Below are 14,179 nucleotides of genomic sequence, written 5' to 3' on the forward strand. Positions count from 1 at the left end.
TCAAACGATAGAACTTCCATCGCCGCCTGATAAGCCAATACAATCCGCACGGCTTGTACGGAAAAATGAACAATGGCGACCGACCTCGATGACCTCAACGCCTTCGTTGCGGTGGCGCGCGCGCAAGGCTTTCGCGAAGCGGCCCGCACGGCCGGCACCAGCGCCTCGCGGTTAAGCGACACCGTGCGCCGCCTTGAGGCGCAACTAGGGGTGCGGCTCTTTAACCGCACCACGCGCTCGGTCGCGCTGACGCAGGCCGGCCAGGAACTGCTGGCCCGGCTGGCGCCCGCGCTGACGGAAGTGGAGGCCGCGCTGGACGCCGTCAACGTCTTTCGCGACAAGCCCGCCGGCACGCTCAGGCTCAATGTGCCGCTCAGCGCCGCGCGGCTCGTGCTGCCGTCCATCGTGCCGGCCTTCCTGGCCGCCTATCCCGACATCCGCCTGGAAGTCGTGGCCGAGGAAAGCTTCGTCGACGTGCTCGCCGCTGGGTGCGACGCTGGCATCCGCTACGACGACCGGCTGGAACAGGACATGATCGCCGTGCCCATCGGCCCGCGCGTGCAGCGCTTTGCGGCCGGCGCTTCGCCCGCCTACCTGGACCGGCACGGACGGCCCGCCCATCCCGAAGCCCTGATGCAGCACGCCTGCCTGCGCGGCCGGTTTCCCAGCGGGTCGATGCCGCCGTGGGAGTTCGAGCGGGACGGGGAATGGGTGCGCATCGACGCATCGGGTCCGCTGGTCGTGCAGATCGGCGGCGCGGTCGACCTGGCCGTGGATGCGGCCATCGCGGGCGCCGGGGTCATGTATCTGTTCGAAGACTGGCTGCGCCCGCACTTCGAAAGCGGCGCGCTGGAACCCGTGCTGGAACCCTGGTGGCCGCAGTTCTCGGGACCGTTTCTGTATTACTCCGGCCGCCGGCTGGTGCCTTCGCCGCTCAAGGCGCTGATCGACTTCATCAAGGCGCAGCCGATTTCCTGAATGGCGCGCTCTGTCTCGCCGGCCTGCGCTGTTTGATGCACAATCGCCCCATGCACCTGGATCCCGAAGACCTCGCCAAAATCACGTCCCTGACGCTCGCCCATTACGAAGAGAACGCCGATTCGTTCCAGGCCGGCACGCAGGATCACGACGTCAGCCAGAACATCGCCGCCTTGCTGCATCACATCGACGGCGAGCCGCCCTTTGACATCCTGGATCTCGGGTGCGGACCGGGCCGTGACCTGAAGACGTTCCTGGCGATGGGGCACCGGCCCGTCGGCCTGGACGGCACGCCGCGTTTTGTGCAAATGGCCCGCGCGGCAAGCGGTTGCGAGGTCTGGGAGCAGGATTTCCTGCAGCTTCAACTGCCCGCGGCGCGCTTTGACGGCATCTTCGCCAACGCCGTGCTGTTCCATGTGCCGGGGCAGGAACTGCCTCGGGTGCTGCAAGAACTGCGCGCCACGCTGCGGCCGCGCGGCGTGTTGTTCAGCTCCAATCCGCGAGGCGGCAATCAGGAAGGCTGGAATCGCGGGCGCTATGGCGCCTATCACGATCTTGAAGGCTGGCGGGCGCTGATGCAGGCCGCCGGGTTCGAGGAGCTGGAGCATTACTACCGGCCCGATGGGCTGCCGCGCGAGCAGCAGCCGTGGCTGGCGAGCGTCTGGCGGCGGCGCGATTAGCGCCGGCTTCACGCCGGTGATGGAAATCCGCTTCCTTTCTTGACGTCTCTCTCATGGTTGCCTCCACGCTCGTCGGCATGCTGTGCGCACACCTGCTGTGCTTTTCCGGCATGTTTCTGCTTATCAGCCGTCGTCTGCCTGGCAACAGGATGGGGATGGACTTCTTTGCCGTCGGCAACCTGCTGCTGGCGGCCGCCTACATTCTTCAACTCATCGAAGGCGGCCCCGCGTGGAGCCTCATGAGCGTCGTCAACCACTGCCTCACGCTGGCCGCCCCAATCGCCTATCTGCTGGGCGCCATGCGGTTCTTCGGGCATCAGGTCCGCTTGTGGCAGCCGCTGCTGGCGTTCTGTCTCGTGTACGGCATGGCGCAATGGTGGGTGCAATGGCAGATGGGCCCGGAAGCCCGCTACGCCATGCTTGCGGCGTCGGCCACGCTGCTTTTCTTTGCGATGTCGGTCACGGTGCTATGCGGCACACGGACCTTCGCCAAGGACTTGCGCGCGGAAATGGTCTTCTTCGCGTGCCTGATTGGCGGGATCTGCGTGCTGAACGCGTTGAAGTTCCTGAAAATCATGGAGGGCGGCCTGGATGCGCTGCACATGGACAGCCGCTTCCAGATGATTTTCTACATCTATATGTCCACCCTCGCCACCATCGTGCCGCCGTCGATTGTCTGGCTGGTGCTGCGCCGTTTGACGGACAGCCTGCGGAATATGGCGGCGCGGGATCCGATGACGGATCTGCTCAACAGGCGCGGGCTCTCGGATGCGCTCGTCCAGTATTTCAATGGGCGCAGTGCAAAGCCCGCGTATTTACTGGTGTTGGACGTCGATCACTTCAAGCGCATCAACGACACCTACGGCCACCAGGCCGGGGACGAGGTGATTTGCCATGTGGCGGGGTTGCTGCGTGCGGGCGTGCGCCGGGGGGATCTGACCGGCCGGATCGGGGGAGAGGAGTTTGTCGCCATTCTGCTCGAATCGGACGTGGCCGATGTGATGGTGCTGGCAGAGCGGCTGCGGGCCAGCATCGAGAGCCAGCCGATCCGTGTCACCGGCGCGAACGAGCGGCTGCGCTGCACCGTGACGATCGGCGTGTCGTCACGATTTGATGGGGCGGATGCGCTGGAGGAAGCGCTGCGCGAGGCCGATGCGGCGCTCTATCGCGGGAAGGCGGGCGGGCGGAACCGGGTGGAGGTGGCGAGTGCGTCCCGCCACGGGGCGGCCCCCGGCGTGGCGTTGGCAGGGGCGAATTTCTAAGGGTTTCGCCGTCGGCGCCGCCAACGCCCGCAAGGCAAGCGTCGGCGCCCGGCCTTCAATCATGCTTCATGCGACATCCACCACGATTTTGCCGCGTGCCGTTGCTTGGGTGATGGCGTCGTAGGCGGCTTCTGCGGAGCGCAGGTCGAACCGGCGGGGATCGAGATGGGGCACGAGCTTGCCCGCTTCAACCAGCCGTGTGGCCTCGCGCAGCATGTCGCCGTGGTGGGCGCGATGCAGGCCCGTGAGAAGCGGATACAGGGTGAAAATTCCGGAATACGTGGCCTCGCGGAACGATAGGGGCGCCAACGCATGCGTGCCCCATCCCAACGCGCTGACGACATGCCCAAAGTGCTTCACCGCCGTAAACGCCGCATCGAGCGATGGACCGCCGACGGTGTCAACGACGAGATCGAAGCCAGCGCCCTGCGTGAACGAATCCACATACGACTCCACCGTCTGTGACTGGTAGTCGATGGGCGTTGCGCCAAGGCGCGCAACAAGGTCGTGATCGCGCAATGCCGCCGTGGCAAAGACGTGGGCGCCCAGTGCGCGCGCCAGTTGCACCGATACATGGCCCACACCGCCCGCGCCGCCTTGCACCAGCACCGTCTGACCGGCCCGCAGGTGCGCGCGGTCGACGATGCCCGAATAGGACGTGATAAACGCAAGGGGCAGCGCCGCCGCTTCACGCATCGAGAGGTTTGCCGGCTTGATGGCAAGCAGATCCGCATCCACCGCCGCATATTGGGCCAGCGAACCCTGGATGCCACCCACGCCGCCGGTCATGCCATAGACCTCGTCACCGATGCGGAACGTGGTCACGCCGGGTCCCACCGCATCAACCACGCCTGCCATGTCGATGCCCAGCACCAGTGGCAGCGGATGCTTTGCGTGTGCGGCGCTGCCCGCGCGAATCTTGGTATCCAGCGGATTCAGGCCGCTCGCGGCGATGCGCACGCGTACTTGGCCGCGGGCCGGCTGCGGCAGCGGGATTTCGGTCAACTCAAGCGGACCGTCATAACGATTGAGAACGAGCGCCTGCATGGTCATGATCAACTCCTTTCTGGTGTCTGGCCCGTCGAATGAGTGGGCCGATGCGTCATGATTGATCATGCTATAACGCATGTAAATCAACGTTTATGCACAACGGCCAAACAAAAATGAATGAGATGCGTCTGGACTGGGGCGACGTTCGCGTTTTTCTGGCGATTGCCCGCTGCGGCACCCTGGGCGCGGCGGCAAAGCAGGTGGGGCAGACCCAACCCACCATGGGGCGCAGGTTGCGTGCGCTTGAAGAAGCGCTTGGGCACACGCTGTTCCAACGCACGAGCGAGGGCTTCGTCCTGACCGATGACGGCGCGGCCGTGCTGGCCTATGCCGAGCGCATGGAGGAAGAAGCGCTGGGCTTCACCCGCGCGCTGACCGGCAAGGAATCCCAACTTCGGGGGCTGCTGCGCGTCTCCTCGTCGGACTGGTTCGGCATACACATGCTTACGCCGGTGTTCGCGCGGTTTCTGGCGCAGCATCCGGGCATCTCGCTGGAACTGCTGACGGATTCGCGCCTGTACAACCTGGCGCGCCACGAGGCGGATCTGTTGTTCCGAATAACGCCGTTTGAGGAATCCGACGTCATCCAGCGCAAGCTGACGCGCATCGACTATGCGCTATACGGGCACGTCGACCTTGCACCGCCGTCCCCGGGCGACGGGGACGGCCATACGCTCATCAGCATGGACAGCGCATTCGGATCGATGCCCGACGTCGAATGGGTCAAGCAAATGTTGCCCCGCGCAAGGGTGGTTTTCGGCAGCAACAATCGTGGCGTTCAAGCCCGCATGTGTGCCGAGAAAGCAGGGTTTGCGGTGCTGCCGTGTCCGCTAGGCGACGCAACGCCGGGCATCCGGCGAATCGAGTTGGGCCAAGCGCCGCCGGGTCGCGATGTCTGGCTGGGCTATCACCGCGATCTGCGCCGTGTGGCGCGATTGCGCGCACTTCTGGACGTCACGATCAATGCCTTCGCGAATTCGTGAGGCATGCTGAGGCAAAGCCGCGCAAGAATGCGCGGCTTTGCCCTTCACGATGCGGCAACCCTTACCCCATCTGCCCATACCTTCCAGCATTGAAGTCCTGGATCGCCTCGACGATTTCCGCTTGCGAGTTCATCACAAACGGCCCATACCCGACCACGGGTTCATCGATCGGCTCCCCGCTCAAGATCAAAAACACCGCGTCGTTATTCGCTTCGACCGTGATGTCCTCGCCCTCTTTGGAGAACAGCGCCAATTGCGCATCCCGCGCGACGGATTCGCCGTTGACCAGCACCGTGCCGCGCAGCATGACGAGCATGCTGTTGCGGCCCGCGGCAACGGGGAAGGTCGCCGTCTTGCCCGCCGCCAGCTTCACGTCCCACACGTCCATCGGCGTAAAGGTCCGCGCGGGGCCCGCTTGGCCAGCGTAATTGCCTGCGATCACGCGGAGCGTGCCGGCGGCGTCGGGCAGGTCCACGACCGGGATGTCTGCGTTCAGAATGCCCTGGTAGCCGGCCGGCGCCTTCTTGTCCTTGGCGGGCAGGTTGACCCAGAGCTGCACCATTTCCAGTTTGCCGCCCGTGCGGGTGAAGGCGTGGGAATGGAATTCCTCGTGCAGGATGCCGGACGCCGCCGTCATCCATTGGACGTCGCCGGGGCCGATGACGCCGCCGTTGCCGGTGGAGTCGCGGTGTTCGACTTCGCCGCTGTAGACGATGGTCACGGTCTCGAAGCCGCGGTGCGGGTGCTGGCCGACGCCGCGGGGCTGGCTGGCCGGACCGAATTCGGCGGGGCCGGCGTAGTCCAGCAGCAGGAACGGGCTGGTGTCGCGGCCTTTGTCGTTGTACGAGAACATGGAGCGCACCGGAAATCCGTCGCCCACCCAGTGGGGACGGGGGCTGGCGTGCACGCCGAGGATCTTCTTCATGGTGAGGTTTCCTGTTGCGCGGCCCCTTCGGGGCCGTTCGTCATAGGGAAGAAGATAAGGGCGGATCGGCATTCCCGGTAGTGCTCGTGATTGATAAGCACCGTTCCATGTGGCGAACGATCAATACGGGCCAGGCGGGCGGGCCAGCGTCGCGGCGGGTATCCTTCCGGGCATGGACAAGATCAGGGACGACATCGCGGCGGCGCGGCGCGAGGCGGTGGTTACGGGATTTGCCCCGGTGGTGGGGGACGGCCCGCGCGTGCTGGTGCTGGGCTCCATGCCGGGCGTGGCGTCGCTGCGGCAGGCGCAGTATTACGCGCATCCGCGCAACGCATTCTGGCCGCTGGCGGCGCGGATCTTCGGGTTTGACGCCGGGCTGGGCTACGACGAGCGGTTGCAGGCACTGCGGGCGAACCGCGTGGCGCTGTGGGATGTGCTGCAGGCGTGCGAACGGCCGGGCAGCCTGGACGCCGATATCCGGGGCGACACGCTGGTGCCGAACGATTTCAACGCCTTCCTGGACCGCTATCCCTCGATCGCGCGCATCTGTTTCAACGGCGCGAAGGCCGCGGCGATGTTCCGGCGGCATGCGTTGCCCAACCTGCCTGCGGCCGCCTCGATCCAGTTTTTCGAACTGCCTTCGACCAGCCCCGCGCATGCTTCGGCCAGCTTCGCGCAGAAACTGGCGGCGTGGGCACCGGCGCTGACGCTTCCGTCCCCCAATTGACGCTTATCAAGGCTCTATATAACTACAGGTGATAAGTTAATTTCCGTAACACCTAAACGTTTCGGAGTTTAACGATGCACACCCCCACCAGCCCCCCGGAAACACCGCTGCCGGGCAAGCGTGGCTTTCTGAAAGGGCTGCTCGGCCTGGGCGCCGCGGCCACTGTCATTCCCATCCACGCCGACGCCGCGCCCGGGCTCAATGGCCAGCCGCCGCGCCGGCCCGGCATGGCGGGCAAGCGCTACGGCATGGTTGTCGACATGCGCAAATGCATCGGCTGCCAATCCTGTACGGTGAGCTGTTCGCTGGAGAACGTGCCGCCCATCGGGCAGTTCCGCACCACCGTCCTGCAGTACGAGGTCACGCCCGACGCGGGTGGGCCGTGTTCGATGGTCATGCTGCCGCGCCTGTGCAACCACTGTGACAAGCCGCCCTGTGTGCCGGTCTGCCCGGTGCAGGCGACCTTCCAGCGCGAAGACGGCATCGTGCTGGTCGACAACGCGCGCTGCGTGGGGTGCGGTTACTGCGTGCAGGCCTGTCCCTACGATGCGCGCTTCATCAATCACGAGACCCAGACGGCCGACAAGTGCACGTTCTGCGAGCACCGGCTGGAAGCCGGGTTGCTGCCCGCGTGCGTGGAAAGCTGCGTGGGCGGCGCCCGGGTGATCGGGGACATGAACGATCCGGACAGCGCCATTTCGCGGTTGCTGGCCGAACACAAGGCCGACATCAAGGTGCTCAAGCCCGAGATGAAGACCGATCCCCACGTCTTTTACATCGGCCTGCCCGATGCGTTCGTGCACCAGGTCGACGGCCAGGCCGGCGTGCGCCTGGCGGGCGGCCACTGAGCCAAGGAAGGGGACACTCATGCAAATCTCTGAATTGCTCACGCCGGTCTACGACGCCGCCTGGCTGCCCTGGGCCGTGCAGTATTTCTTTCTTATCGGCATCAGCGCCACCACCGCGCTGACCGCCGCCTTCGCGGCGTTTGGCCGCGCCGATTCCGACGCGCGCCGCCTGCTGCCGGCGGCGGTGACGTTGCTGCTGGTCAGCGCCATCGCCGCGCCGGTGTCGCTGTTGGCCGACCTGCACCAGCCCGGCCGCTTCTGGCACTTCTATGCGCACATCACGCCGTGGTCCTGGATGTGGCTGGGGGCATTGCTGCTGCCGGTCTTCGTGACACTGGCGCTGCTGTTCTGCGCGGCGTGGTGGTGGGGCCGGATGGGGTGGCTGCGGGTGGTGGCGGCGGCGCTGGCGCTGTCGGCGCTGTCCATTCTGGTCTACACCGGCGCCGAGGTGATGGTGCTGCGTTCGCGGCCCTTGTGGCACACCGTGTTCCTGCCGGTGAACTTTGCGCTGACCGCCTGGCTGGGCGCGTTGGGCGCGATGTTCCTGGTGGGCCGCTGGCTGCCCGGCGGACTGCGCGTGCTGCCGGTGGCGATGCTGCGCCGGCTGAGCGTGACCGCGGTCGTGATGATGGCGATGAGCGCGGGGGCGTGGGCGCTGCTGGGCCTCTCGGGACTCGATGCGTCTTTCGAGGCGGCGCTGCGGCTTTTCGCGGACTTTCCGGTCTGGCGTCTGAGCCTGGCGGGCGCGGTCATCACGGCCTTTTGCATCGTCGCGCTGCTGCAGCGGCCGGCACGCACGCTGGCCGCGCCCCTGCCGTCGGCCGCGCTGGCGCTGACCATGCTGGGCGCGGCGTGGATCTTCCGCTGGGTGGTCTTCATGAGCGTGCAGGGCGTGCCCAAGTACGGCGCGGGGCTGTACCTGTACGACATGCCCTGGGGCAGCGATGGGCTGCTGGGCATGGTGGGCGTGTTGGGGCTGTGCGTGGCGCTGATCACCGTCGTGACCTGGGCCCTGGACATCTACCCCGCGCGCGCACGCGCCGTGGCCGCCTGAGCGCGCGCCGAGACGAAAGCACATGGAAAAGAACGCAATGGACAAGCAACACAAAGACGACAAGCCCGGCGCCGCGGACGATGGCGCGGATCTGCCTCGCGACGAGGCCCGGCGCAAGCTGATGATGCGCGGCGGCCTCGCGGCCGGCGGCATGGCGGCGTTTGCAGCGGGCTACGGCGACACGGTGGTCAAGGCGGTCAAGGGGCTGGCGCAGGGCACGGCCGGCGTGCCGACGGCGCATGCCGTGCGCGGCAACTCGCTGCCGCCAGAGTTCCGCATCGACCCGCTGACCGGTGCGCTCAGCGCCCAGCCGGGGCAGACGGTCAGCCCGTCGAGCTGCCTGGGCTGCTGGACGCAATGCGGCGTGCGGTTGCGCGTGGACACGGCCGAGAACCGCATCCTGCGCGTCGCTGGCAATCCGTATCACCCGCTGGCCACGACACGGCCGGCGGCCATGGAGACGCCGGTGCGCGAGGTCTACGCGCAGCTGGGCGGCGACAGCGGCCTGGAAGGGCGCGCCACCTCGTGCGCGCGCGGCTCGGCCATGCTGGAGCAGATGGACAGCCCGTATCGCGTGCTGCAGCCCTTGAAGCGGGTGGGCAAGCGCGGCGAGGGCAAGTGGCAGACGATCAGCTTCGAGCAACTGGTCGAGGAAGTCTGTGAAGGCGGCGATCTGTTTGGCGAAGGCCACGTGGACGGCTTGCGCGCGATCTACGACCGCGAGACGCCGCTGGACCCCGACAATCCCGAATACGGCGCGAAGGTCAACCAGTTCCTGTTCACCGACGCCTCCAACGAGGGGCGCACGCCGCTGATCCAGCGCTTTGCGGGGCAGTCCTTCGGCACCGTCAACTTCAGCAATCACGGCTCGTATTGCGGGCAGAGTTTCCGGGTGGGGGCGGGCGCGGCGCTGGGCGACCTGAAGGGCATGCCGCACGGCAAGCCGGACTGGGACAACGCACGTTTCGGGCTCTTCATTGGCGCGGCGCCGGCGCAGGCGGGCAATCCCTTTCAACGCCAGGCCCGTCAGCTGGCCGAGGCGCGCGTGCGCCCGCAGAAATCGGGATTCAGCTACGTGGTGGTGTCGCCCGTGCTGCCGGCCTCGTCCAGCCTGTCGGCGGGATCGGGCAATGAATGGGTGCCCGTCAATCCGGCTAGCGATCTGGCGCTGGCCATGGGGCTGATCCGCTGGATTCTGGACAACGAACGGTTCGACGCGCGCATGCTGGCGCAGCCGGGCCCCGCCGCCATGAAGGCGGCGGGCGAAGCGGCGTGGACCAACGCCACGCACTTGGTGGTGGCCGAACCGGGCCATCCGCGCCTGGGCGCCTTTTTGCGTGGCGCCGATATGGGCTGGGCGCGCCCGGCCGACGCGGACGAGAAATGGGAGGACGTCTACGTCGTGCGTCTTGCGGACGGCACGTTGGCGCCGCACACGACGGCCTCGCCGGCCGCGCTGTTTGTCGACGAGCCGGTCGTCGCGCCGGGCTTGGCGGGTCCGCAAGCGGCGCTGCGGGTGCGCACCTCGCTGGACCTGCTGCGCGAAGAAGCGCGCCGCAAGACGCTGGACGAGTACGCCTCGCTCTGCGGCGTGCCGGCGGCGAAAATCGCGTCCCTCGCCGAGCGTTTCACCAGTCACGGCAAGCGCGCCGTGGCCGATGCGCACGGCGGCACCATGAGCGGCGCGGGCTTCTACACCGCCTACGCCATCGCCATGCTCAACACGCTGGTGGGCAACCTGAACGTGGAAGGCGGACTGGTGCTGGATGCCGGGCCGTTTCCGCCTTACGGCGCGGGGCCGCGCTACAACATTGCCGGCTTCGCGAACAAGGCCACGCCCAAGGGCGTGCCGCTGTCGCGCAACCGCTTTCCGTACGAAAAATCCAGCGAATTCAAGCGCAAAAAGGCCGCGGGCCAGCCTGCCTATCCGGCAGCCGCGCCGTGGTATCCGGCGACGGGCGGCCTCAGTTCCGAGATGCTGGCTTCGGCGCTGGCGGGCTATCCGTACCGTGCCAAGGTCTGGTTCAATCACATGAGTAACCCGGTCTACGGGATTGCCGGGTTCAAGCACGTGGCGCTGGAAAAGCTGAAGGACCCGCGCATCCTGCCGCTGGCGGTGTCGATCAACCCTTTCATCAACGAGACCAACGCGCTGGCCGATTACATCGTGCCGGACACGGTCACGTACGAAAGCTGGGGCGTGTCGGCGCCGTGGGCGGACGTGGTGGCCAAAGCCTCGACGGTGCGGTGGCCGACCGTGCAGCCGCGCGTGGCGCGCACGGCCACGAACGAGCCAGTTTGCCTGGAGACCTTCCTGATCGCGTGCGCCAAACGCCTGGCCATGCCGGGATTCGGCGAGGGCGCGATGTCAGACAAGGAGGGCGCCAAGTACGCGCTGGATACGCCCGAGGACTTCTTTCTGCGCGGCATGGCGAACATCGCGTTTGCCGCGGGACGGCCGGTGCCGCCGGCCAGCGACGACGACATGGCGCTGACCGGCGTCGACCGCTATCGCGACCTGCTGCAAGCCAAGCTCAAGCCTGCCGAATGGCGGCAGGTGGCCATGCTGATGAGCCGCGGCGGGCGATTCGACCGGACGGACGACGCCTGGACGCAAGAAGGCGGCCAGACACGCCGCACGCGCGTGGCGTATGCCAAGCCGCTGCATGTGTGGAGCGAAGAGCTGGCGGGCTTTCGTCATGCGATGACGGGTGAGCGGTACAGCGGCTGTCCCACCTGGTATCCGACCAGGCTGGCGGATGGCCGCGACATGCGCGATGCGTATCCGCGGCAGGAGTGGCCGTTCCTGCTGAGTTCATTCAAGTCCAATCTGATGAGCTCGTTGTCGATTGGGGTGAACCGCCTGCGCCAGGTGCATCCGCACAACCCGGTGTCGATCAACCGGCAGGACGGCGAACGGCTGGGCATCCGCAACGGCGACACAGTGCGCATCGTCACGCCGGGCGGGTCGGTGACAGGGCCGGCGTTGCTGCGCGATGGCGTGCAGCCGGGCGCGGTGGGCATCGAGCACGGCTACGGCCACACCGAACTGGGCGCGCGCGTCCATGTCGTCGATGGCAAGCCAATGCCGCATGATCCGGCGCTGGCCGCGGGCGTCAACCTGAACGACCTGGGTTTTGGCGACGCGACGCGGGGCCAGCACGCCAACGTCTGGATCGATTGGGTGTCGGGCGCGGCGGTGCGGCAAGGCCTGCCTGCCCGGATCGAGCGGGTCTGACGGCTGGGGGGCCGGCCCGCGTGCGTGGCGGTAAGCGTCAGGGCACGACGGTGTCGGCCACCAGTGCCAGGCCGTCCGCCCGAGGCCCCACATCCGTCAGCACGCCGTTCAGGTCTCCGGCCTGGGCGGCGGCGTTGCCCGAGCGGCTGACGCGAATCTCCACACGCACCTTGCCGGCCTTGGACAGCGTGGCGTCCGGCGACATGGCTGTGCTGTCGTCCAGCACGAAGGCCCGCGGCAGGTCCGCGGCCTGCATCTTAAGGATGGCGACGGGCATGCGCGATCCCGACATGGGGCGCGCCAGGATGAAAACGGTGTCGGTCGGGCGGACCTGATCGCGCAGGGCGTCGGCGATCCGCGCCTGGCCGGCGAGCCGGGCGGTTGCGGTCGAAGCGCCGGCGGAAGGGGAGGGCGTCGCCACGCCGGATGCCGTTGGCCCCGGCGCCGTCGCCGGTTGGCCCGCGGCGGTGGATGCGGAATTGCCGGAAGCCGGCGGCGCGGCGGCTCCCCCGGCCGTGCCGCTTGCCGCCATGGCGCGAGCCTGGGCGATGTTCGTCTGGATCTGCCGCGCGGCCTCGGCGTCCGGGGGCAGCAGCGCGCGCAGCCGTTCCCAGTGCGTCAGCGCGTCGGCGGCGTCGCCGCGGCGCAGCGCCATCATGCCGGCCAGCGCCAGGGCCTTGGGCTGGTCGGGATCGGCCTGCAGCGCCTGCGCGACGGCGGCAATGGAGGCCTCGTCGGGCTGTCCCTGCCGTGCCGACAACAGCGCGTCGGCCAGATCGGCCAGCACGGCCGGTTGGCCGGGCACTAACCGCAGCACTTCCTGATACGCGGCGACGGCGTCGTTGTAGCGGCCCAGCGTTTCGTAGGAACGCGCCAGCATGTACCAGCCGTCGGCGTCATCGGGTGAGGCGCGCAGGCGCTGGGCCAGCGCGTTGACCGCCAGCGCCATGTCGTTGTCCGCCGCCTGCGCATGCGGCTCGGGCGCCTGCGACAAGGCGACGGTGGCGGCCGCGCGCGGATTGCCGAGCTGGCCGTACAGCAGCACTGCGGCCACCGGAACGGCCACCGTCAGCACGCAGGCCGCGGCCAGGCCGGCGCGCTGGCCGCCCAGCCGCGCGCGCGGATCGCGGCGCATCGCCAGATCCTGCAGCAGGTCGCGCTGCAGCTCTTCGTCGGCGCGGGCGTGCGCCTGCGGGGTGAGGGCCCCGTTGGCGAGATCGCGGCGCAGTTGTTCGCGCTGCGCAAGGTAGAAGGCGCGCACGCTGGCGTCCGACGCGGTCTCCGCGGCCGGCGTGCGGCGCAGCAGCGGCGGCACCAGGCAGAGCAGGGTGGCCAAGAGCAGGGCCAGGACAATGAGCCAGAGCGTGGTCATGAGCCGGAATCCAGGAAGCGGGCGGCGCGGGCGCGTTCGTCCGCGGTCAGCGGCGCGCGCACGCCGGCACGCCGCTTGAGTGTGCGCACCAACACCAGAAAGCCCAGCGCCAGCAGCGCGAAGGGGCCCAGCCAGAGCAGCCAGGTGACCGGCTTGAACGGCGGGTCGTAGCGCACGAAGTCGCCGTAGCGGTCTTCGAAAAAGCGCATGATCTGCGCGTCGGTCTTGCCGTCGGCAAGCTGGCCGCGAATGAGGTTGCGCATGTCCTGCGCCAGAGGCGCATTGGATTCGGCCAGGGTCTGGTTCTGGCAGACCAGGCAGCGCAATCCATGCGCCAGCTTGTCGGCGCGCTGCTCCTGTTCGGCCGACAGCACGGCGGGGGGCTCGGCATTGGGCGCGGGCGCGGCAAGCAGGGCGGCGGGCAGCAGCACAAGGCTTAGCAGTAGCGGCAGAAGCAGACGATGCAGCGAAAGGTGACGCAGCGAAAGGTGACGCAGCGAAAGACGAAGCAGCGGGCAAGGCTGATAAGGCGCGGCGGTCATTGCAGCGCCTCGATGACAGGTTGCAGGCGGGTGCGCCATAGCTCCGGCGTGATGAGGCCCAGGTGCTTGTAGCGGATGCGGCCGTCGCCGTCGATCACGAAGGTTTCGGGCACGCCGTAGACACCGTACTCGATGCCCACGCGCCCGTCGACGTCGCTGGCGGAGGCCAGGTAGGGATTGCCATTGCGCGCCAGCCATTGGCGCGCCTCGTCAGGCTTGTCCTTGTAATTCAGCCCGTAAAGCGCAATGCCGTGGCGCTGCGCGGCGTCGCGCAGCACGGGCAGTTCGTCCTTGCAGGGGCCGCACCAGGACGCCCACACATTCAGCAGCCACACCTTGCCGCGCTGGGATTCCACATCCAGCGTCTTGCCGGGCTCCAGCAGGTCGGGCAGGCCGATGGCGGGCGCGGGTTTGTCGATCATCGCGGACGGCACCGCGCGTGGATCGCGCGACAGCCCTTTCGCCAGGAACACGGCCATCGTCAGAAAGATCGCAAGCGGCAGCAGATAGCGCAGCATCC

General features: G+C 67.6%; 13 protein-coding genes. 8 read left to right on the forward strand and 5 right to left on the reverse strand.

Features of this window, described 5'->3' with window-relative positions:
* Nucleotides 1-72: 72 nt before the first annotated feature.
* The 3 genes from KVT32_RS06590 to KVT32_RS06600 are packed head-to-tail and all read left to right on the forward strand — an operon-like array spanning nucleotide 73 to nucleotide 2,920.
* Nucleotides 73-978, forward strand: a complete 906-nt coding sequence (locus tag KVT32_RS06590) for a LysR family transcriptional regulator (protein WP_217617860.1) — start codon at nucleotides 73-75, stop codon at nucleotides 976-978.
* Between the two features lie 50 nt (nucleotides 979-1,028).
* A complete protein-coding gene (locus KVT32_RS06595; protein ID WP_217617928.1) occupies nucleotides 1,029-1,658 on the forward strand; it encodes a class I SAM-dependent methyltransferase in 630 nt (209 codons plus the stop codon).
* 53 nt (nucleotides 1,659-1,711) lie between these two features.
* Nucleotides 1,712-2,920 carry a GGDEF domain-containing protein gene (locus tag KVT32_RS06600; RefSeq protein ID WP_180100179.1) on the forward strand — a complete coding sequence of 403 codons (1,209 nt, stop codon included), beginning with the start codon at nucleotides 1,712-1,714 and terminating at the stop codon, nucleotides 2,918-2,920.
* Nucleotides 2,921-2,986: 66 nt separating this feature from the next.
* Here KVT32_RS06600 and KVT32_RS06605 read toward each other — a convergent pair whose 3' ends face one another.
* Nucleotides 2,987-3,973 carry a zinc-dependent alcohol dehydrogenase family protein gene (locus tag KVT32_RS06605; protein WP_217617861.1) on the reverse strand — a complete coding sequence of 329 codons (987 nt, stop codon included), beginning with the start codon at nucleotides 3,971-3,973 and terminating at the stop codon, nucleotides 2,987-2,989.
* 110 nt (nucleotides 3,974-4,083) lie between these two features.
* On the opposite strand from KVT32_RS06605, the gene KVT32_RS06610 reads away from it, so the two are divergent.
* Nucleotides 4,084-4,953 (forward strand): LysR family transcriptional regulator, encoded by an 870-nt coding sequence (locus KVT32_RS06610; RefSeq protein WP_152384032.1) that lies wholly within the window; start codon nucleotides 4,084-4,086, stop codon nucleotides 4,951-4,953.
* Nucleotides 4,954-5,014: 61 nt separating this feature from the next.
* Here the strand turns inward: KVT32_RS06610 and KVT32_RS06615 are convergent, their stop codons facing one another.
* A complete protein-coding gene (locus tag KVT32_RS06615) occupies nucleotides 5,015-5,878 on the reverse strand; it encodes a pirin family protein (RefSeq protein WP_152384033.1) in 864 nt (287 codons plus the stop codon).
* Nucleotides 5,879-6,050: 172 nt separating this feature from the next.
* On the opposite strand from KVT32_RS06615, the gene KVT32_RS06620 reads away from it, so the two are divergent.
* From KVT32_RS06620 to KVT32_RS06635, 4 genes are all read left to right on the forward strand, one after another.
* Nucleotides 6,051-6,605 carry a DNA-deoxyinosine glycosylase gene (locus KVT32_RS06620; protein ID WP_217617862.1) on the forward strand — a complete coding sequence of 185 codons (555 nt, stop codon included), beginning with the start codon at nucleotides 6,051-6,053 and terminating at the stop codon, nucleotides 6,603-6,605.
* Nucleotides 6,606-6,679: 74 nt separating this feature from the next.
* Nucleotides 6,680-7,453 (forward strand): sulfate reduction electron transfer complex DsrMKJOP subunit DsrO, encoded by a 774-nt coding sequence (gene dsrO, locus KVT32_RS06625; protein WP_056316165.1) that lies wholly within the window; start codon nucleotides 6,680-6,682, stop codon nucleotides 7,451-7,453.
* 19 nt (nucleotides 7,454-7,472) lie between these two features.
* A complete protein-coding gene (nrfD, locus tag KVT32_RS06630; protein ID WP_152384036.1) occupies nucleotides 7,473-8,507 on the forward strand; it encodes an NrfD/PsrC family molybdoenzyme membrane anchor subunit in 1,035 nt (344 codons plus the stop codon).
* Nucleotides 8,508-8,544: 37 nt separating this feature from the next.
* A complete protein-coding gene (locus KVT32_RS06635) occupies nucleotides 8,545-11,745 on the forward strand; it encodes a tetrathionate reductase subunit A (protein ID WP_371825570.1) in 3,201 nt (1,066 codons plus the stop codon).
* 37 nt (nucleotides 11,746-11,782) lie between these two features.
* On the opposite strand, the gene ccmI is transcribed toward KVT32_RS06635, so the two are convergent.
* The 3 genes from ccmI to KVT32_RS06650 are packed head-to-tail and all read right to left on the reverse strand — an operon-like array spanning nucleotide 11,783 to nucleotide 14,177.
* On the reverse strand, nucleotides 11,783-13,117 hold the full coding sequence (gene ccmI, locus KVT32_RS06640) for a c-type cytochrome biogenesis protein CcmI (RefSeq protein ID WP_175156741.1): 1,335 nt from the start codon (nucleotides 13,115-13,117) through the stop codon (nucleotides 11,783-11,785).
* On the reverse strand, nucleotides 13,114-13,659 hold the full coding sequence (locus KVT32_RS06645) for a cytochrome c-type biogenesis protein (RefSeq protein ID WP_217617863.1): 546 nt from the start codon (nucleotides 13,657-13,659) through the stop codon (nucleotides 13,114-13,116). Before KVT32_RS06645 ends, ccmI begins: the two co-directional genes overlap by 4 nt.
* Nucleotides 13,656-14,177 (reverse strand): DsbE family thiol:disulfide interchange protein, encoded by a 522-nt coding sequence (locus tag KVT32_RS06650; RefSeq protein WP_217617864.1) that lies wholly within the window; start codon nucleotides 14,175-14,177, stop codon nucleotides 13,656-13,658. The genes KVT32_RS06645 and KVT32_RS06650 overlap by 4 nt, the downstream gene beginning before the upstream one ends.
* Between the last annotated feature and the right edge of the window lie 2 nt (nucleotides 14,178-14,179).

It is taken from the genome of Achromobacter sp. GbtcB20, from assembly GCF_019091095.1.
Lineage (GTDB): Bacteria > Pseudomonadota > Gammaproteobacteria > Burkholderiales > Burkholderiaceae_B > Achromobacter > Achromobacter mucicolens.